The organism is Idiomarina rhizosphaerae, assembly GCF_024159085.1.
GTDB classification, from domain to species: Bacteria; Pseudomonadota; Gammaproteobacteria; order Enterobacterales; family Alteromonadaceae; genus Idiomarina; species Idiomarina rhizosphaerae.
In genome coordinates, this window is sequence record NZ_JAMZDE010000008.1 from 314,051 (window position 1) to 333,909 (window position 19,859).

Annotated in this window: 15 protein-coding genes; 9 read left to right on the plus strand and 6 right to left on the minus strand. The window is 47.1% G+C overall.

All coding sequences use genetic code 11. The features are described 5' to 3' along the window. Positions 1-20: 20 nt before the first annotated feature. Genes NJR55_RS11835 through NJR55_RS11855 form a run of 5 tightly spaced genes read left to right on the plus strand, consistent with a single transcriptional unit; the run spans position 21 to position 7,540 of the window. Complete coding sequence (locus tag NJR55_RS11835) at positions 21-629, plus strand: PilZ domain-containing protein (RefSeq protein WP_253620130.1); 609 nt, start codon at positions 21-23, stop codon at positions 627-629. 47 nt (positions 630-676) lie between these two features. After that, positions 677-4,159, plus strand: a complete 3,483-nt coding sequence (mfd, locus tag NJR55_RS11840; protein ID WP_253620131.1) for a transcription-repair coupling factor — start codon at positions 677-679, stop codon at positions 4,157-4,159. A 15-nt stretch (positions 4,160-4,174) separates the two neighbouring features. After that, entirely contained in the window at positions 4,175-5,272 is a 1,098-nt protein-coding gene (locus tag NJR55_RS11845; RefSeq protein ID WP_253620132.1) for a peptidoglycan binding protein CsiV, read from the plus strand. A gap of 17 nt (positions 5,273-5,289) precedes the next feature. Continuing rightward, a complete protein-coding gene (locus NJR55_RS11850) occupies positions 5,290-5,769 on the plus strand; it encodes a MarR family winged helix-turn-helix transcriptional regulator (RefSeq protein ID WP_011234765.1) in 480 nt (159 codons plus the stop codon). 1 nt (position 5,770) lies between these two features. Further along, positions 5,771-7,540: an ExeM/NucH family extracellular endonuclease gene (locus NJR55_RS11855; RefSeq protein WP_253620133.1), complete on the plus strand. Its 1,770-nt coding sequence runs from the start codon at positions 5,771-5,773 to the stop codon at positions 7,538-7,540. Here the strand turns inward: NJR55_RS11855 and NJR55_RS11860 are convergent. Beyond that, on the minus strand, positions 7,444-8,493 hold the full coding sequence (locus NJR55_RS11860) for a hypothetical protein (RefSeq protein ID WP_253620134.1): 1,050 nt from the start codon (positions 8,491-8,493) through the stop codon (positions 7,444-7,446). The two genes, NJR55_RS11855 and NJR55_RS11860, sit on opposite strands and share 97 nt — an antisense overlap. Positions 8,494-8,538: 45 nt before the next feature. Here NJR55_RS11860 and msrB point away from each other — a divergent pair, with 45 nt between their 5' ends. Continuing rightward, on the plus strand, positions 8,539-9,651 hold the full coding sequence (msrB, locus tag NJR55_RS11865) for a peptide-methionine (R)-S-oxide reductase MsrB (protein ID WP_253620135.1): 1,113 nt from the start codon (positions 8,539-8,541) through the stop codon (positions 9,649-9,651). 14 nt (positions 9,652-9,665) lie between these two features. Here the strand turns inward: msrB and asnB are convergent, their stop codons facing one another. From asnB to NJR55_RS11885, 4 genes are all read right to left on the minus strand, one after another. After that, complete coding sequence (gene asnB, locus NJR55_RS11870) at positions 9,666-11,681, minus strand: asparagine synthase (glutamine-hydrolyzing) (protein WP_253620136.1); 2,016 nt, start codon at positions 11,679-11,681, stop codon at positions 9,666-9,668. Between the two features lie 18 nt (positions 11,682-11,699). Continuing rightward, positions 11,700-12,767: an aspartate/ornithine carbamoyltransferase family protein gene (locus tag NJR55_RS11875; protein WP_253620137.1), complete on the minus strand. Its 1,068-nt coding sequence runs from the start codon at positions 12,765-12,767 to the stop codon at positions 11,700-11,702. A 116-nt stretch (positions 12,768-12,883) separates the two neighbouring features. Continuing rightward, positions 12,884-14,317 (minus strand): sodium:solute symporter family protein, encoded by a 1,434-nt coding sequence (locus NJR55_RS11880; RefSeq protein ID WP_253620138.1) that lies wholly within the window; start codon positions 14,315-14,317, stop codon positions 12,884-12,886. Further along, positions 14,310-14,798, minus strand: coding sequence for a hypothetical protein (locus tag NJR55_RS11885; RefSeq protein WP_253620139.1), 489 nt, complete (start codon positions 14,796-14,798; stop codon positions 14,310-14,312). The genes NJR55_RS11880 and NJR55_RS11885 overlap by 8 nt, the downstream gene beginning before the upstream one ends. Before the next feature lie 145 nt (positions 14,799-14,943). Here NJR55_RS11885 and folK point away from each other — a divergent pair, with 145 nt between their 5' ends. Next, positions 14,944-15,315 (plus strand): 2-amino-4-hydroxy-6-hydroxymethyldihydropteridine diphosphokinase, encoded by a 372-nt coding sequence (gene folK, locus NJR55_RS11890; RefSeq protein WP_253620140.1) that lies wholly within the window; start codon positions 14,944-14,946, stop codon positions 15,313-15,315. Then, a complete protein-coding gene (locus NJR55_RS11895; RefSeq protein ID WP_253620141.1) occupies positions 15,312-16,019 on the plus strand; it encodes an SDR family NAD(P)-dependent oxidoreductase in 708 nt (235 codons plus the stop codon). The genes folK and NJR55_RS11895 overlap by 4 nt, the downstream gene beginning before the upstream one ends. Positions 16,020-16,063: 44 nt before the next feature. Here the strand turns inward: NJR55_RS11895 and acnA are convergent, their stop codons facing one another. Then, positions 16,064-18,733 (minus strand): aconitate hydratase AcnA, encoded by a 2,670-nt coding sequence (gene acnA, locus NJR55_RS11900; protein ID WP_253620142.1) that lies wholly within the window; start codon positions 18,731-18,733, stop codon positions 16,064-16,066. Between the two features lie 258 nt (positions 18,734-18,991). Between acnA and tesB the strand changes: the two genes are divergently transcribed. Beyond that, entirely contained in the window at positions 18,992-19,852 is an 861-nt protein-coding gene (gene tesB, locus NJR55_RS11905; RefSeq protein WP_011234776.1) for an acyl-CoA thioesterase II, read from the plus strand. The last annotated feature ends 7 nt before the right edge of the window (positions 19,853-19,859 follow it).

Genomic DNA, 19,859 nt, shown 5'->3' on the forward strand with positions numbered 1-19,859 from the left:
TGACGCAATCGCAGACATCAATGACATCACCAATCGGAGATTTCTTCACCGTAAGAGATCGCTTCCCGGTCAATTTAATTGCGCTGGAGTCGGCTGACAGCATCCCTGACGAAGACGCTTTTATTGCTGAAATTCCGGAACTGTTCACTATTGCATCCAGCATGGCTGAAAGCGACCAGCAGCAACTGCAAAGTATTAAAGTTGAACAGTCGTCGGGTAGCGCTCTGGTCGCGTTTCTGGAGCAGCAACATAAGCGTATGAATATATTGCTGGGCTATATGCTCCGCAACGAAGATGACCCGGCTCACCGCTTTGAAGGCGTTGAATACGGTGGCGGCGGTATTCGCATAATAAATGACTCGCCATTGATCGAAGGTCAGACATTCCAGGCCAAACTGTTTTTTAAAGAAGAGGCTCTGGCAATTTATTGCTATCTGACAGCAGAAAACTCAAAACCAGAAGACGAGGGTGAAACTTATCGCTGCACTCTTAGCTTTTCTCGGATTCGTGAGGAAGATCAAGAGCTATTGATTCGAGCCAGTCTCCATGCCCAGAGTCGCCAGCTTAAAGAACGCTCAAAACAGCGCCGCGAAGAAAAACAAAACGACAACCTGTCATCCAATTCCTGATTGATTTCGGTATAATACCGACGTTTTTCCAAACCAGTTGAGTAGTCATGACTAAGGCATCTGTATTAAGACCCCCTTTTCCTCCGGCAGCAAATAAAGACCTTACCTGGCAGGAGCTGCATGGCAGCTCGCCGGCAATGGCGATAGCCAGGCTAATTGACGCCACGCCCGGTCGGGTTTTAATTGTCACTGCAGATGCTAACCAGGCGCACCGGTTAGAACAGGAAGTGAAATACTTTGCCGGTGAACACACCGAGTACCATGACGACATTACGCTTTTCCCCGATTGGGAAACTTTACCTTACGACAGTTTCTCACCGCATCAGGACATTATTTCTGACCGGCTCAGCGTGCTGGCACGCCTTCCCGATGCCAAGCGCGGGGCACTGATTGTCAGCATTAATACCCTGCTGCACCGAATTGCTCCAACCTCTTTTGTGCAGGGACAGGCGTTACAAATTGAAAAAGGCCAGCAGCTCGACAGCCTGAAGCTACGCCAGCAACTTGAGAATGCCGGTTATCGTCATGTTAATCAGGTAATGGAACATGGCGAGTTCAGCGCCCGCGGTTCAATCTTAGACTTATACCCTATGGGCAGTCAGACACCTTACCGACTCGACTTTTTTGACGACGAAGTCGATACCATTCGACCGTTTGACCCTGAGACTCAGCTATCAAAAGATCCAATAGATGGCATTAACTTGCTGCCCGCACACGAGTTTCCACTGACAAAAACCGCGATTGAACGCTTTCGCGCAAATTACCGTGAGCATTTTGAGGCGAGCACTGAGCGCGAATCGGTGTATCAGCAAGTCAGTAAAGGCCAGTTACCCGGTGGTATTGAATACTATCTTCCGTTATTTTTCGAAGAAACTGCCAGCTTGTTTGATTACCTTCCGGACGACACGGTATTGGTTACTTTCGGCAATATTCAGGCGAGCCTGGAACGGCTGTGGCAGGATATTAACCACCGCTACGATCAGCGTCAGTTTGACCCTTTACGGCCATTACTGCACCCCAATGAGCTGTTTCTTCCGGTCGATAATATTCACGCCGGTTTCAAACAGTACCGCCGGGTGCGTGCCAATGTACCGGCAGAAATGGCACAACCCGGCCCGACGCCATTTTTGACAGAGGCGGTAACGGAAATAGCCGCTGACCATCAGCAAAAGCAGCCCTTTGCCAAGTTAAAGGCTAAACTGGAGCAGGCTCTGACAAGCGGTGACAAAGTTCTGCTGTCAGCCGAAAGCGCAGGCCGCCGCGAAGCCTTGCGGGAAATTGTCAGCAAGCTTGGCTTTCAGGTAAGACTTTGCTCGGGACTGGATGAATGCCCAACCCAGCAAATTGGATTAATCATTAGCCCCATTATTAATTCATTTTATTTACCAGACGCCAAACTTTGGTTTATTACCGAAACCGAATTGTTTGGTAACCGCGTGGTACAAAGCCGCCGACGTCAGCAAAAAGCGACTGTCAGCGCCGATACACTGATTCGCAACTTAGCGGAACTGCAAGCCGGTCAGCCGGTTGTTCACCTGGACCACGGGGTTGGTCGTTATCAGGGCCTGACGACACTGGATGCCGGGAATGTCACCACCGAATTTGTCACCATTGAATACGCTGGCGGTGCCAAGCTCTACGTTCCGGTCGCCAACCTTAACGTTTTAAGCCGCTACAGTGGCGGTGAAGAAAGCCATGCTCCGTTAAATAAGCTGGGGAACGATACTTGGGACAAGGCCAAAAAACGAGCTGCGGAAAAAGTCCGTGATGTTGCCGCTGAACTGCTCGATATTTACGCGCGCCGCGAAGCTAAGCCCGGCTACGCATTTAATATCAACGAAGAAGATTACCAGCGTTTTGCCGCCGGATTTCCGTTTGAAGAAACCATTGACCAGCAAAGTGCAATTGATGCGGTTAAGCAGGACATGCAACAGCCCCGCGCTATGGACAGGCTGGTCTGCGGCGACGTGGGCTTTGGTAAAACCGAAGTGGCTATGCGCGCAGCCTTTATTGCGGTTAATGAAGGCAAGCAAGTCATGGTATTGGTTCCGACCACCCTGCTTGCCCAGCAACACTATGAAAACTTCAGTGACCGTTTTGCTGAGCAGGCCATTCGGGTTGAAGTGCTGTCGCGCTTTAAAACCGCGAAGCAATCCAAAGGTATTCTTGAAGACTTATCCAACGGCAAAGTCGATATTGTTATTGGTACGCACAAGTTACTACAAGACAATGTGAAGTGTCATGACTTGGGTCTGCTCATTGTCGACGAAGAACACCGCTTTGGTGTAAGACAAAAAGACACCATTAAACGCCTGCGCGCTGACGTAGATATTCTGACGCTAACAGCAACACCGATTCCGCGTACCCTGAATATGGCCATGAACAACATTCGTGACCTGTCAATTATAGCCACGCCACCAGCGAAGCGACTGGCAGTAAAAACTTTTGTCCGCGAATACGACGAGCCCACGGTTCGTGAGGCTATACTGCGTGAGATTCTGCGCGGTGGTCAGGTTTATTTCTTACACAACAATGTCGACACCATTGAAAAAACTGCGGCTGACATTGAAACTCTGGTTCCGGAAGCGCGGGTTGTGGTTGCTCACGGGCAAATGCGTGAACGTGACCTTGAACGCATTATGTCGGACTTCTACCATCAGCGATTTAATGTTCTGGTCTGTACCACTATTATTGAAACCGGTATCGACATACCCAGCGCCAACACCATTATTATGGATCGCGCCGATCACCTGGGTCTGGCGCAGATGCATCAGCTGCGAGGCCGGGTTGGACGTTCGCATCATCAAGCTTACGCCTATTTATTAACGCCACACCCCAAACGCATGACCAAAGACGCACACAAACGGCTTGAAGCTATCTCTCAGCTTGAAGACTTAGGCGCCGGCTTTATGCTCGCAACTCACGACTTAGAAATTCGTGGTGCCGGCGAGCTGCTGGGCGATGACCAGAGTGGTCAGATTGAAAGCATTGGCTTTACGTTATATATGGACATGCTGGAGCAAGCGGTTAAAGCTTTAAAAGAAGGAAAAGAACCGGCGCTTGCGCAGCTATTGCACGAGCGTGCTGAAATTGACTTAAAACTGCCGGCACTTTTACCTGAAGCTTACATACCAGACGTCAATAATCGTTTAAGTTTGTATAAGCGAATAGCCAACTGCGAAACCAGCAAAGAGCTTGATGATCTACAAGTAGAATTGATTGATCGTTTTGGCCTGTTACCGGACGCCGCGAAAAACCTGATTCGACAGACACAACTTCGCAATAATGCTGAACAGTTAGGTATACGCAAAATTGATATTGGTAATCAGGGCGGTATTATTGAATTTGCCGACGACACGAAAATTAACCCCGAGATAATTATTGGGTTAATTCAAAAAGCGCCCAGCTATTATAAGCTGGACGGGCCAAACCGTTTACGTTTGAGTCAACCACTGGAAGATACTCAAAGCCGCTTAAAACTGGTAGAGTCTCTGCTAGACGAGTTTGCAGAACAATCTCAGGCGGCGTAACACAGGAGTGAATAAATGGCGCTGGTACATCGGGGTGTAAAATCGGTACTGGGTTTAGCAACCGCATTAACAGCTTTAGTGTCTGTAAATGCTATGGCCCAAGCAAATAAAGATTATTGGCGCTGGTTTGAAGTTGAAGTTCTGGTCTTCAAACAAACCGCTACTGATCAGTCCGGTGAAAACTTTTCTTTAACCATGCAGCCTATTGCCGTTAATAAAAGCCGGGATTTATTGACGCCTCACTACAGCCAACAAAACCGCTCTCTTCGCAGCGCTTTGCCTATTTGCGAAGCATTCTCTGAACAAAACTGGCAAATTGATATTGCCTGTCGGTATGACAACGAAGACCAATGGATACCTATTGCCGGTAACCCATTCGCACCGGAACACAGGTTATCTGAAATGGTCTCTACTGAGGTTGTTATTGATGGTCCTGGTGGCAACATAGAGCAAGCATCTCAGCCTTTCCTGATGCCTGCAGACGCACTCGAGCTCTCCCCAATTAGAACCGAACTCGAGCGCAAAGGTCAGGCTAAATCTCTGTTGCATCTAGCCTGGAGACAACCGGTTTTTACCCGCGGTATAGGTCGCAAAATGCGTTTATTTGGCGGCAAAAATTATAGCAACGACTTTTTCTATAATGGCTTTCCCAAAGACCAGAAACAACTCAGCACACCGCTGTCCAATGCTGGTCAGGAGCAGCGCATGGATAATATCCAACGCCTGCTCAGCTTTATTGAGTCGGGCAGCGAACCCTTTATCAGCTCAGACGATAACACACCGATTCGCCCGCCTCTGAAGGCTGCCGGAAACCCTCAGCTTGCCTGGGAATTTGACGGCTTAATGCATATTTTCCTGGTCGGTAACTATCTGCATATTGACGGTGAATTCAATTTACGCGAACAAGATGAAATCAAGCGTATTGCCAACGACTTAGAAACTCAGGCGGCTTATGCCCTTAATGGTGCGAGTAAACAAACACCTTATTTACGTAGCTATTATTTTTCTCAGTTACGGCGAGTTATCAGTCACGAAACACATTACTTTGATCACCCTAAACTCGGGGTAGTCGTTCAAATTCGCCGTACTGACTTATCGGCTCCAAGATACTAATAAGTTACGAGGCAATTATGGAAAAGTACGAAGAACTGCTGCTGGCCTTAAGAAAAGTTATTCGCGCTATCGACTTATACTCTAAGCAGTTAAATAAGTATTCCGGATTAACCGCGCCTCAGTTATTAATTCTGCGTGAAATAAATGCGGCAAACGGCATAACCGCCAGTAAAGTGGCACAAAATATCAATCTAAGCCCGGCGACCGTCTCTAATGTCATCGAACGCCTTGAACATCGGCAGTTAATCCACAGACACCGTAGTGAACAAGACAAACGCAGGGTTTCTCTTTACCTCACTGAGCAGGGCCTGACTCTACTGGAAAAAGCACCACAGCCATTGCAGGAAGATTTCATAGAAAAGTTTCAGGCACTGGATGAATGGGAGCAGTCGTTGCTGCTCTCGTCAATGCAAAGAATTGCCAATATGATGGATGCGGAACGTCTCGACGCCGCGCCCGTACTTGAAGTTGGAAGCTACCACAAACTGGACCATTAACATGCACAAACGACTACTTAGCTTATTACCAGCTCTGCTTTTATCTGGAGCTGCAATTGCAGAAACCTGTGGAAATGACAAAGAGATTATTTCTATTTCACAGGTGCAGGGAGAAAGTGAACAGTCTCCAAAGGTTGGTAAGCAAGTAACCGTGCGCGGTATTGTTACCGCAAGCTGGCAGGCGCCTGAGCAACTTGGCGGCTTTTTTATTCACAGTTTGCCTGAGGATATGGATGAAAATTCTGCCACCTCAGAAGGTTTATTTATAGTCACTAATAAACTGCATTCACAAGTTAATAACGGTGAATGGGTAAGAGTGACAGGACAAGTTGAAGAGCGTTCAGAATTAACCTCGTTAATAGAGGTATCCAATATAACAACCTGCGGTGAAGCAAAAACACTTCCTGTGAGAACTGAGCTGGAACTCCCGGTTGAATCACTTGACGAGCTTGAAGCCTTAGAAGGTATGCCTGTCATTTTATCCGCTACTAAAGGCGAGAGCCTGACAGTTTCCGGCAATTACAATTACCCTCGCTACGGTTTTTTCGATATCTCTGCAGGGCGCTTATGGACGCCGACTCAAATCGTTATGCCGGGAAAAGATGCAAAACTTCAGGCACAGGAAAACGAATTGAACCGCTTGCAGGTTGACGACAACAGCAATATTGTCGAGCCCCGTCCGCTGCCATTTACCGAGCTACAGTATGGTGAACAAGGCAGCTTACGCTCGGGTTCAACCCTGAAAAGCTTCTCGGGGATTATCAGTCAGTTCAATAACCGTTACCGAATTCAGCCAACCGACAACTTAGAACTAGAAACACCATCTGTGCAACCGCAACTGGCAGAGAAGTCAGATAATGCCGTACGCATCGCCAGTTTTAATGTGCTGAACTTCTTTAATGGAAACGGCACCGGACAAGGTTTCCCGACTCCCAGAGGAGCCGACACTCCGGAGCAAATGCAACGACAACAGAAAAAAATTGTGGCAGCACTAGCGGCTATTGATGCTGATGTTATTGGCTTAATGGAAATTGAGAATGACGGATTTGGTGAACGCAGCGCAATAATGCAATTGGTTAAGGCGTTGGAAAAAGCATCAGGAAAAGATTACGCAATAGCTGAGCCGCGTGCCGAAAAAATAGGAACAGACCAAATTACTGTCGGTATTATTTATCAACCGCAGCGTGTAAAACCGAGTTCTCACGCGATATTTACACGTCAGGGACCTTTCTCCTGGGGAAGCCGCCCTCCTCTTGCGCAGAGCTTTATCGACGCCAACACAGATAAAGAATTCAGTGTTGTGGTGAATCATTTCAAATCGAAAGGCAGTTGTCCGGAAGACTCTGAAAGCCCTAACAGTAACCAAAATGATGGGCAGGCCTGCTGGAACGACTTAAGACTTCAGTCCTCGCAAGAGTTAACTCAATGGATTCAGAGCGAGTCTTTAGCAAACCCGGTATTACTGGGTGATTTTAATGCTTACTATCAGGAAGATCCGGTACGTTATTTTACTGACAATGGTTTTTATAACCCTTCAGACGCAAAGGACTATTCTTACGTTTACGACAGTCAGGCCGGAGCTTTAGATCACGTTTTTGTTGCAGATTCACTTAAAAACGCGATTCAGGAGGTGTATCATCTACCCTTTAATGCTGACGAACCTCAGGTATATGACTACCGCGATGAGGCGTATTTTGCAGAAGGCCCTTTCCGCTCTTCTGACCATGACCCACTAGTACTGGACTTAGTTTTTTCCGGCTCAGGCATGTAGGCATTATTGGTTCCAAAGTGAACCTCAAACTCCACACCAATTAACCACTGGCCGCTACGCTGTTCCGTCATAAGATTGCGAGGCCAGTGGTACCCAACCCAAGTTTCCACAAAAAACCATTCCCGTAAGTATCGCTGACGATTAAGAAAGCGTAATCCATAGTCCTGAACTGGCACCTCATGGTCAGTATTACCCTCTATCCAGGTTTCTGTCGCCCAGGCTTTTTCTTGCCCATACAAATGATATAAACGCGCAGTACTGTTCCAGCGAACACCGTCCGTTTCTTCTGCAAAAGTACCTTTAGAAGCCCACCTTAATAACCATGTGTCAGTTAACGTGGCTTCATAATCGACTCTCTGCGCAACACCGAAGCCGTCGCTGTCGCGCCAGAAAGCCGAAGACTGCATACGAACTTGCTGATTACCAGAAAAAACAAAACCGGTCATATAGCGGGCTCTGGCATAGGTATCAAACCGTAACCCACCACGGATACCTATGCTGTAGGATACTCGATGCGCTTCGTTAATTTCGGGATCAAAGCCTAAGCCCACTAGCCACTCTTCGTCTGACTGCGGGGAACGAATAACTGAAGGACGACCGGTAGAGTCATCATCCAAAAACTCATTTTCATCAACCCGGCCAATGAACGCCGAAACGTTTTCTTTTAGCTTAGGTAAGGTTACCCGGGCTCTGAAGCGTGACTTAACTTCAAAGCCATCGTACTGATCCCATTGCGGCGCAACCGAAAGCCGCCCATATGAGCGTTCATATTGATTAATGCTTTCATCTCCGAACAAGCCGTCAAACCAGCGTGCGGTTGCGTCTACCGAAGTACCAAGCCCACTACGGAAACTGTCCAGCCACATATCATCGTCTTCATCAGCCTGTTGAGCTGCTGCAGCTGACTGGCAACCAAGAGTAAAAATAAAAGCTAACCAAGAAATCTTTTTCATATTAAACGGTCTATAACTAAACACCACCTTTGGTTGGAGAACACTATGTCGTTTCGCCTTATAATTGTTATTGTTGGTTTGTTAGTATCTTGTTTCAGCATGGCACAGAATAGCGGGCCAACAAAGCAAAAAGATGAAAAAGTCGCGACTTTTGCCGGCGGCTGCTTTTGGTGTGTTGAGGAAGCCTTTGAACAGATGCCCGGCGTCCGGGAAGTCATTTCTGGTTATAGTGGAGGTGACGAAGCTAATCCAACATATGAACAGGTTTCTGCAGGTAAAACCGGACATACTGAAGCAGCGCAAATATATTACAACCCAGATATCGTAAGCTATGCAGCGTTACTTCAGAAATTATGGCGTATCAGTGACCCGACAGACAACGACGGACAGTTTGTAGACCGTGGTAAACAGTATCGCCCCGCTGTTTTTTATCACAATGATGAACAAAAGCGCATAGCTATGGAGTCGCGCGAATGGCTGGATAAAAATGGACCCTTCCCTGACCCGGTGGTTATTGAAATAACACCCTTTAAGAGCTTCTACAAAGCTGAAGAATACCACCAGGACTATTACGACAAGAACCCCGTTCGCTACCGTATTTATACCTACAACTCGGGGCGTTATGACTTCGTTGAGAAGCATTGGGGCGATACCTCGGACGTTGACTATCAGCAATTTACGAATGACAACCCCACAGGTAAAGCTGAGCAGCAAAGCTTCGTTAAACCTAGTGACAGCGAACTGAAAAAACGCCTAACGGATATTCAGTATGCAGTGACTCAGGAAGACCAAACGGAACCCGCCTTCGATAACCGCTACTGGGACAATGATCGCAAGGGTATTTATGTAGATGTAGTAAGTGGTGAGCCACTTTTCTCTTCAGCAGATAAATACGAATCGGGTACCGGCTGGCCAAGTTTTACTAAACCCATAAGCCCAGACGCGGTAGTAGAAAAAGATGACAGCAGCTGGTTCTACACCCGTACTGAAATTCGCAGCCGCAAAGCAGACTCTCATGTAGGCCACGTTTTTAATGATGGTCCACCGCCTACTGGTTTAAGATACTGCATGAATTCAGCGGCACTGCGCTTTATTCCTTTAGAAAAAATGGAGGAAGAAGGGTACGGCGACTACATTCCTGCAGTCACCGATGATTAGTTAAGCGGTAATAATCAGGCCGTCCAGCCCAGCTCAGTAGCGCGCTGCTGAGCTTGCTTGGGCACATCAGTTGCCACAAAGTGATGATGCAGCACCTGAACACCCAGCATATGGTTGATGACGGCATCAAGCTGCACACGCTCTTCATTCGGAACATTCTCATCCTGATGTCGTTCAAAGGTCCGCACCACTTCGTCGTAATCCAGCAGACCGGCTGACTTCACTGCCTCAGCATTCAGAAACTGATCTGCCAGCTTCTCAACGGCTTTCCATTTCTCCGGGTCGGTGTGCGCCGGCGGTGCCATAAAAGCGAACTTTTCACGTTTATACAGCGTTTCCGGCAACAAGCCTTTCATGGCTTCACGCAACACATATTTTTCTTTATTGCCTTTAATGCGCAGGTGCGGCGGCACAGTGAAAGCATATTCCGCTAAGTGATGATCTAAAAATGCCGGGCGCGCCTCCATTGAATTAGCCATATCCACCCGGTCACCGCCCCAGGTCAGAATTTGCCCTTCCAGCATGGTTTTAATCCAGACATACTGAGCTCTGTCCAGCGGGTGCCGACCGTCCAGCATGTCTTTATCAAGTGTGTTGGCAATAGCCTGGCTGGGGTCATAGCCTTCAACCTGCTTCCGCTTTTTCTCTGACATAAGCGGCAAAGCAACCGATGAGCAGGAAAGCCACGGCTGCACACAACTTGGAGTAAAGCCCATTTTCTGGTTAAAAGCTTCGCAGACAAACTCTTCGCGAGCCAACATCGCGCCTTTAAAGAGTTTATTGTTTTTCTCCAACAGCTCCTGCCACTCAACCCGCTCCACTTCCGGCAAATGGTCAAGTCCATGCAGGAACATGTCTTTTCTAAAAGCCGGGTAACCTGCAAAGAGCTCATCAGAACCCTCTCCGGTCATCACGACTTTATAACCGGCTTCGTGTACCTCTTTACTCATCAGATACTTGGCCACACCCAGCGTGTTGTATATGGTTCGCTCGGTGTGCCACAAGGTTTTCACAAAATGGTCATAGAGGTCATCGGCTTTAAGCCGCATAATATGGTGGTCAGCCTGAGTGGCTTCAGCCATTTCCTCTGCTATGGGGGTTTCATCGTAGTCAGCAGAATCAAAACCTATGGTAAAGGCTTTTACCGAGGTTTGAGTTGAGGCAGATGCAAGCCCAAGAATGGCGCATGAATCAATACCACCGGACAAATAGCAACCGACAGGTACGTCAGCTGTCATTCGGTGCTGAACGGCTTCCAGTAACTTTGCACGAACGCCTTCAATGTAAGTCTCTTCGTCAACATCGGCGCCCGGGTAGCTCTCTTCCGGTGGAAAGTCGACATCCCAGTACTTATGCTCTGTTGCAACCACTTTGCCATTTTTGCGCTGCAACTTAATCACATAACCCGGCTGAACCTGATTAATCCCTTCAAAAGCCGTAGAGCCCGGAACCATCACTTGAATCAGCTGGTGGTATAAGCCCTCTGCCGAAAACTCCCGTTTAACCTCAGGGTGGGCAAACAGTACTTTCAGTTCAGACCCAAACACCACACCGTGCTCCGTTTCCGTCCAGTACAAAGGCTTAATTCCAAACCTGTCGCGCACCAGATACAGGCTTTCATCTTTTGCATCGAATAAGCCGAAAGCAAACTCTCCACGAAGCTCCTTTAGAGTGTCCTCCAGTCCGTAACGCTCAAACAGGTGAAGAACAATTTCAGAGTCACTTTTACTGTTAAACCGTGCGCCACGAGCGGTTAAGTCCGCACGTATGCGTTTAAAGTCGTAAAATTCACCGTTGTGAGTCAGCATCAGTCGTTTATCGGCTGATATAAAAGGTTGCCGACCTCGCTTTTCATCCAGGTCGATAATGGATAATCGGGCGTGACTAAATCCCACACCATAGTCTTGTTGTACTTCATAACCAAACCCGTCAGGGCCACGATGATGCATTATCGCAGCCATATTCACTAAGGTTTGGGGTTCAATCGCTCTTTCCGTTTGATGATGAAAAACGCCAGCAATTCCGCACATTCTTTGCTTTTCCTCGTATCAGACGACATCAATGACGCGTTCAGCTCGCTGTACCATACAGGTCAGTAGCGCCATACGTAAAAACACCGCCCCCCGTGCCTGGCTGAAATACCAGTTATGAGGCGTATGGTCGAGATCGGCGGATAATTCTTCACCGCGCGCTAATGGGTGTAAAATAATAGCGCTGTCTTTTAGCGGTGACTGCGCCGTTAAATGAAACTCACTGCCATAAGTACTAAAGGTATCACCTTCCCACGAAATAGCGTTGATATAAACGACATCGAGCTCTGGTAGTACCTGCTCTAAATCCCGGGTCGTACGAATGTTTATTCCGGCTTGCTCAATCTGTTCTCGTTGCTCACTTCCAAATAGCTGAGTCGACGATTCTTCATCATGAATAATGACAATTTCATCGATTGCTTTTGGAAACTTTACTAAACATTTAATAAAGCTACGCACTGTGCGCATTTTATTTGGCACACCAATAATGCCAATTTTTATTGGTGCTTTATCGGCTTCGTCCGTCACTAAATCGGGGCGCCATTTAAACATTGCATACATATCCGTAAGCGCCTGAGTTGGATGCTCATCTGAACCATTACCCGCATTAATAATGGGAATGCGCAATGAGTCGATCATCTCTTCCAGTGAGGTTTCATTATTGTCCCTCAACACCACACAATCACCATAGTTATTAAACATTTCAGCCACATCGGCTAAACGCTCACCTTTGGCTATGCCGGTAGTAGAACGATCCGTAATTGACATGATATCGCCGCCCAGACGGTGCCAGGCGCTTTCAAATGACAAACGAGTACGAGTACTTGGCTCGTAAAACGCGCTGATTAAAATTTTGCCTTGTAACGATGTGCTAAAACGACGAGGGTTAGCCTCGTACTTGGCAGCAAGCCGGAACAGCTGCAACATACCCAATCGCGAAAATTGATCTGCAGACACAACATGCTGATTCGACAAGTTCAGCAAGTAATCACCATCTTCCTGAATTGCTTTCAATAACGCCTTTGGATGAGCATCGCCACAAACATCGGGGCGATCCCGTTCAAAGGAGACATCCTTTATAGTCATACAATTACCATATGGTTTTAGAAATAAAATCTTTAATAAAAAGCCCCAGTAACAAAACCGGAGCTAAGCAAGTCATTATTAGCGCCAAAGAAATTAACCACTCAAAAGCCAGTTCACTAATTAGCATTTGACTGCTCCTTCTCATTTAGCCCGTCCCAGTCAAACTCTTCGCGACTGCGTAAAATGCCTATTAGACATATTAGACCGGAAACCGCACATGACACTAAAGCGGCGACATAGAAGCCGACAACAAAGTAACTCAGCATACCAAATGCCGTACCGAACGCCATAGCGCAAGCCGCGTATGTTCCCGTCAACCGACGGTGATACAGCCCCAGTACTATTGGCCAGATGGTGCTGGCAACAAAAGCCCCGGCAAAATTTAATAAAGCACCTAAGGTCGCAACGCGCGGCAAGCACAATAACCAGGTAACAATTCCTAAGCCTAGAATACAACTGCGATTAAAGCGCATTAATGTTTTGTCGCTGGCTTTAGGTTTCAGTTTTTTATGGAAAATATCCTGTGTAACTAAGTCAGAGGTTGCAGCAAGTAATGAGTCCAGACTGGATGCCAACGCAGAGAAAATTACGATGAAAACGATAATCGCGCCAACTTTACCTAATACAGCGGCTGCAACAGTCGGACCAATCATATCGGGGCTTGGCGGGAAAATGCCCAGCTGCGGCGCTGCTAATGCAATGAACCCGGTAACAATAGGAATGGGCAGCCATAATAAGCCACCGGTTAAATAAGCCTTGTAGGCCACATTCTTTTTAAAAGATAAAGCCCGTGACCACCAGACATTGGAGTGAAAGATTTCCCCAAGTCCGAAGAAGATATTGTTAAACAAAAACATAACAGCGGCCGGAAACAACATATCCAACAGTTGCGGATGTTCGCTTGTCAGGTTGCTGTGAATGCTCTGCAGGCCAACATTGTCAATTATCCAGTAAGCGATAAAACTGATACCAACAATGATAATTAAAGCCTGAATAAAGTCGGTGGCAATAACTGCCCGCATTCCGCCAAAGAGTGTATAGCCGACACAAATTATCAGTATGGTAGTCATGCCAATGTGATAATCGAGCCCACTGAGTGACTCAAGCAAAATGCCCCCGGCCATTCCCAGACTAATTAACCAGCCAAAAGCGTAAACCACAGAAATGATGATAAAAACAAGCCAGGCCAGGTTGCCATAACGTAAACGAACAAAGTCGCCAGATGTATAACCATTTGGCAGCAGCTCCTTAATGCGTTTAGCCATAGGCGCAAACAGCACTAAGCCCAGGGCGGCAAAGGAATACCCTACCATTCCCCAAATACCGAACTGATAGGTTAACTGGGGTGCAACCAGCGTAGTATTACTGGTCACCCAGGTTGCCATAGCCGTTGCCGCGGCAAACGCAAAACCGACATTCCGCCCTGCCAGAGCAAAATCCTCGTGGCTGCGGTTCTTCCGCCCCAGCCAATAACCAAAGGCTACCCAGAACACCCCAAACAGGACGATAATAGTGATGCCGGTACTCGTATCCAGTGCGAACTCAGTCATGGCGCTCTTGTCTGGAGTGAATCCATTGCCGATGAAGCAGCAATAATGTTGCTACCAGAGTAATGAAAATAACCAGGCCGACGAAGAATAAGGTCAGAGATTGCCAGAGCGGATAGTGCTCCACAGTTATCTCAATAGTATTGCTGGTATAGATTTGGTTATCAGGGCCTTCGGCTCGAGCGCGCACATAGTAAGTGCCGTTGCTAAAACCGGTAAGTGAAATATCCTGGAAGTCACCTAGCGTAGGAAACTGACGAGTACTCTTGGCAAACTCTGAATTGCTGGCAACTTCAATAGTAACTCTGTTAAGCTCGTCAAAATTCGGGGCGCTAACAGAAACGGTGAAGTAACCTTCTTTTACAACGGAGTTCGGCCCGCTCAGTTTTAACGAGCTCGCATGCGCAGTTGTTGGCAACATTACCAACAAACATAAAGCAAACAAAATATAGCAATAGTTAAAACCATTTTTCTGCGTCGTCATTAAAACTGTTGCTCACTAGCATTAGTTGAAATCTCAGGCTAGCAGCAGAGTTTTTTAATTTCAACTGTTTAAAATAGTCATCTGTTTACTGTTATTGCCCGTAATCAGTTCAACATATTATTTACGTTTAGTGGTCAGTCATTCAATGCAAAAGTATTTATGTAGTCTTGGTTCAAACATTGAGCCTGAAACACATTTCCCTCAGGCACAAGTGGCTCTTAAGGCTTTATCCGACGATATACGCTTTTCACGAAATATCCCGACTTCACCAGTCGACATGGACACCAATAACGGCTTTTTGAACGCCTTATTTATTATCCGTACGCCTATGTCTGCGAAAGAACTAAAGCAAGAGTTTAATGCTATTGAAGAAGCTATGGGCCGCGACCGTTCAGACCCGCAAAGAAGCTTTAAAGATCGCACCATAGACATTGATATCCTGGGAAGACTTGAAGAAAAGCCTCGTGTACCGGAATATTTAACCTCTTTATTACCAGATTTAGGACTCACCTCATGAACAAAACAGCGGTTATTACAGGCGCCGGACGACGCTTTGGTTTTGAGTTGGCCAAAGTGTTACTGACTGAGGGATACCAGTTATTTGCGCATTACAATAGCTCGCGTGACGGTATTGGCGAACTGGAAGCACTAGGCGCTCAGGGCGTACAAGCAGATTTCACCAACATAGACAGTATTCAGGCCATGGTTCGTACTATTAGTAGCGCTACGGACTCTGTCGATCTATTGGTTAACAACGCTTCCTGTTTTTTCGACAACGAGACCGTTGATAACGACAACAACGCATTAGCTGCAGTATTCCAGGTACACGGGATGGCGCCATACCTGCTCATAAGCGGCTTGCAACGGCAATTAAGCCATTCAGAGAATGGTCTGGTTGTTAATATTACGGACATATACGCTGATCGCCCGTCTACAGACTATATTGCTTATTGCGCAGCGAAAGCCGGGCTCGCCAACATGACCCAGGCTTTTGCTAAAAGCTTAGCGCCGTCCGTAAGAGTCAACGCCATTCAACCAGGCCCTATTCTATTTTTACCAGAGCACGATAAAGAACATCGTATGCAGGTTCTGGATGAGACACCATTGCGGGTTGAAGGGGGTTTAGAGCCAATGATAGAAACCGTTCGCTTTTTACGTGACAACCCGTTTATTACGGGGGAGTCCATTAAAGTCGACGGCGGTCGCGGCTTGATGATATAAAAAACCCGGCACGGTGGCCGGGTTTCAGTTCACTATAGTGACTCTTATTTAAGCATTCCGCGCAATACGTAATGTAAGATACCACCACTTTTGTAGTAGCTCATTTCATTACCAGTATCGATACGACACTTAACCTCAAACTCAACTTCGCTTCCGTCTTTGCGTTTAGCAACAACTTTCAGCATTTGTCCGGGTTTGAGACTATCATCAAGGCCTAAAATCGATATCTGCTCTTCGCCAGTCAGCTTGTGCTCTTTAACACCTTCACCTTCAGCAAACTGCAGCGGCAGAACACCCATACCCACCAGGTTAGAACGGTGAATGCGCTCGTAGCTTTCCGCCAGCACAGCCTTAACACCTAACAGCGTTGTACCTTTTGCTGCCCAGTCGCGGCTTGAGCCGGTACCGTACTCTTTACCAGCCAATACAACCAACGGTGTGTCATTTTCCATGTACTTCATGGCGGCATCGTAAATAGCCATTTGCTCGCCAGTTGGAATGTACTTGGTGTAACCACCTTCAACATCATCCAGCATCTGGTTTTTGATGCGAATATTGGCAAAGGTACCGCGCATCATGACTTCGTGGTTACCACGACGCGAACCATAAGAGTTAAAGTCTTTAACTTCTACGCCATTTTCCTGCAGATATTTCCCTGCCGGTGAATCGGGTTTGATAGAACCTGCCGGTGAAATGTGGTCCGTAGTAATTGAGTCCGCAAATACGGCCAGCACGTTAGCGTCTTTAATGTCGCTCGGTGCCTGCAGTGGCTTATCAATACCTTCAAAGAACGGCGGATTCTTAACGTAGGTGGAGTCGTCCTGCCAGTTATACGTATTGCCTTCGGCAACACTAATTGACTGCCATTCTTCATCACCTTCGAAGACTTCGCCATATTCTTTGCCGAACATCTCGTTATCAACCATTTTCACAGCTTCGGCAATTTCTGAACTGCTTGGCCAAATATCCTTCAAGAACACGTCATTTCCGTCTGAGTCTTTACCTAAAGGATCTTTACTCAAATCGGTACGTGTTGTACCCGACAGCGCATAAGCAACCACTAGCGGTGGTGACGCCAGCCAGTTAGCCTTAACTTCTGGATGCACACGGCCTTCAAAGTTACGGTTTCCTGACAACACAGAAGATACTGTCAGGTCACCTTCATTAATGGCCTGCGTTATTTCATCATCCAGTGGACCGGAGTTACCGATACAAGTGGTACAACCATAACCCACTAAGTTAAAGCCAAGCTTATCTAAGTATTCATCTAAACCGGCTTTTTCAAAGTAGTCGGTAACCACTTTAGAGCCCGGTGCCAGCGAAGATTTAACCCAGGGTTTACGTGTCAGACCTTTCTCTACGGCTTTCTTAGCAACCAAACCAGCCGCCATCATGACACTTGGGTTTGAGGTATTGGTACAAGAGGTTATAGCAGCGATGACAACATCACCGTGAGATAAGGAATAATCCTTACCTTTCACTTGTACTTCTTTGTCTTTCTCACCCGATTTACCGTTCGTTTCCAGTATCAGGTCGAAGTTACTGCCAAGCTGCTCCATATCCACCCGGTCCTGAGGACGTTTCGGACCAGCCAATGAAGCCGTTACAGTACTTAAATCTAGCTCCAGCGTGTCAGTGAACTCAGGTTCGTTGTCATTATCGCGCCACAAACCCTGTGCTTTAGAGTATTTCTCAACCAGCTCAATGGTTTCTTCATCACGACCTGACAGGCGGAAATAGCGCAGGGTTTCGTCATCGACCGGGAAGAAACCACAGGTTGCGCCATATTCCGGCGACATGTTTGAAATGGTTGCGCGGTCAGCTAACGGTAAGTTGTCCAGACCAGGACCGTAAAACTCAACAAATTTCCCTACTACGCCTTTCTCACGCAGCATTTGGGTCACGGTTAAGACTAAGTCTGTCGCAGTAACACCTTCTTTTAGCGCACCAGTCATACGGAAGCCGACAACCTCCGGTATTAACATGGAAACCGGTTGACCCAGCATTGCAGCTTCCGCTTCAATACCGCCAACACCCCAGCCTAATACGCCGATACCGTTAATCATAGTGGTATGCGAGTCGGTGCCGACCAAAGTATCCGGATAGGCAAAGGTCTTGCCATCTTCTTCTTTGGTCCAGACACTTTTACCTAAGTACTCGAGGTTAACCTGGTGACAGATACCGGTACCCGGCGGTACTACGCGGAAGTTCTCAAAGGCACCCTGCCCCCACTTCAGAAACTCGTAACGCTCCTTGTTACGTTCCATCTCAAAGCGGACGTTTGCTTTAAATGCCCCTTCGGTTGCGTATTTGTCGACCATTACCGAGTGATCAATAACCAAATCGACCGGCGACAGAGGATTAATCACTTCAGGGTCGTGGCCCGCTTTCGCCACGGCGTCACGCATTGCGGCTAAATCGACAATGCCCGGAACACCGGTGAAGTCCTGCATCAGAACCCGCGCAGGGCGGTACTGAATTTCACGGTCGATTTTTTTCTTCTTCGACCAGTCGACCATGGCTTGCAAGTCGTCTTTTGTTACGGTGTCGCCATCTTCATTACGCAATAGGTTTTCAAGTAAAACCTTCATTGAAGCAGGAAGTTTAGAAATGTCTCCTAAGGCTTCCTCTGCTTTAGGCAGGCTATAATAATGAAAGGTTTTCCCTTTAACATCTAACGAACTTAAGGTTTTCAGACTGTCTTTGCCTGACATAGATTCTCTCCCATTCGCTTCCAAAGCGTCGTTGTGAACTAAACGGTTTCTTAAATATAGACAAACAGAACCGTTTCAGCCATCAAATGTGTACTTTGATGAAAACATAAATCAAAAGTTTGTGCCAATTAACTGCTGGTTAAGTACTCAGTTAAGCAACTATTTTTATTATAAATTGTGTTTATATTACATAGTCTGTAAAAAGTGTTTAAGATCAATCAGACGTCAGTTTCACCGAATTAAATAAGGATATAATGGATGAGTCAGGTACTCGATGATTTACTCGACCTGCTAACCCTGGAAAGCATTGAGGACGGCCTTTACCGTGGACAAAGTCAGGATTTAGGCTTTGGCGCAGTTTTTGGTGGTCAGGTTATTGGACAGGCACTCTCGGCAGCTAAAGAAACGTTACCTCAGGAACGAGTGTGCCATTCGTTTCACAGTTACTTTTTACGTCCGGGTGACGCCAAAAAGCCCATTGTTTATGACGTTGAAACCATACGCGACGGTAAAAGTTTTTCAGCACGCAGAGTCAAAGCCATACAGTATGGTAAACCCATTTTCTACATGACTGCGTCTTTCCAGCAACAGGAAGAGGGCTTTGAGCATCAGGACACCATGCCTGAAGTGCCTGGTCCTGAAGGTTTAGTTTCAGATTTGGACATTTATCGTGAACACGAAGAGCTGATACCGGCACCACTACGCAAAAAATTCATTTGCGACAAGCCCATAGAAATGCGCTTTGTTACTCCTTATAACCCATTTAAACCTGAAAAAGACGAACCCCGCCGTTATGTATGGTTCAGAGCAAACGGCAACATGCCGGACGATCAGCGCGTGCACAAATACTTGCTGGCTTATGCGTCAGACTTTAATTTTTTACCAACAGCACTGCAGCCTCATGGCGTCAGCTTTGCCCAACCCCATATGCAGGTTGCTACCGTTGATCATGCCATGTGGTTTCACCGTGATTTTCGTATGGATGACTGGCTGCTCTACGCAATAGACAGCCCTTCGGCCAGTGGTCAGCGCGGTTTAGTTCGTGGGCAAATATTCACACGTGACGGCGTATTAGTTGCCTCAACAATTCAGGAAGGTGTTATACGGGACCGCGGCTAAACGCGAT

Bases quoted from the DNA above. Each gene is read 5' to 3' on its own strand.
- NJR55_RS11835 (WP_253620130.1), top strand. From the start codon at position 21: ATGACATCACCAATCGGAGATTTCTTCACCGTAAGAGATCGCTTCCCG.
- mfd (WP_253620131.1), top strand. From the start codon at position 677: ATGACTAAGGCATCTGTATTAAGACCCCCTTTTCCTCCGGCAGCAAAT.
- NJR55_RS11845 (WP_253620132.1), top strand. From the start codon at position 4,175: ATGGCGCTGGTACATCGGGGTGTAAAATCGGTACTGGGTTTAGCAACC.
- NJR55_RS11850 (WP_011234765.1), top strand. From the start codon at position 5,290: ATGGAAAAGTACGAAGAACTGCTGCTGGCCTTAAGAAAAGTTATTCGC.
- NJR55_RS11855 (WP_253620133.1), top strand. From the start codon at position 5,771: ATGCACAAACGACTACTTAGCTTATTACCAGCTCTGCTTTTATCTGGA.
- NJR55_RS11860 (WP_253620134.1), bottom strand. From the start codon at position 8,493: ATGAAAAAGATTTCTTGGTTAGCTTTTATTTTTACTCTTGGTTGCCAG.
- msrB (WP_253620135.1), top strand. From the start codon at position 8,539: ATGTCGTTTCGCCTTATAATTGTTATTGTTGGTTTGTTAGTATCTTGT.
- asnB (WP_253620136.1), bottom strand. From the start codon at position 11,681: ATGTGCGGAATTGCTGGCGTTTTTCATCATCAAACGGAAAGAGCGATT.
- NJR55_RS11875 (WP_253620137.1), bottom strand. From the start codon at position 12,767: ATGACTATAAAGGATGTCTCCTTTGAACGGGATCGCCCCGATGTTTGT.
- NJR55_RS11880 (WP_253620138.1), bottom strand. From the start codon at position 14,317: ATGACTGAGTTCGCACTGGATACGAGTACCGGCATCACTATTATCGTC.
- NJR55_RS11885 (WP_253620139.1), bottom strand. From the start codon at position 14,798: ATGACGACGCAGAAAAATGGTTTTAACTATTGCTATATTTTGTTTGCT.
- folK (WP_253620140.1), top strand. From the start codon at position 14,944: ATGCAAAAGTATTTATGTAGTCTTGGTTCAAACATTGAGCCTGAAACA.
- NJR55_RS11895 (WP_253620141.1), top strand. From the start codon at position 15,312: ATGAACAAAACAGCGGTTATTACAGGCGCCGGACGACGCTTTGGTTTT.
- acnA (WP_253620142.1), bottom strand. From the start codon at position 18,733: ATGTCAGGCAAAGACAGTCTGAAAACCTTAAGTTCGTTAGATGTTAAA.
- tesB (WP_011234776.1), top strand. From the start codon at position 18,992: ATGAGTCAGGTACTCGATGATTTACTCGACCTGCTAACCCTGGAAAGC.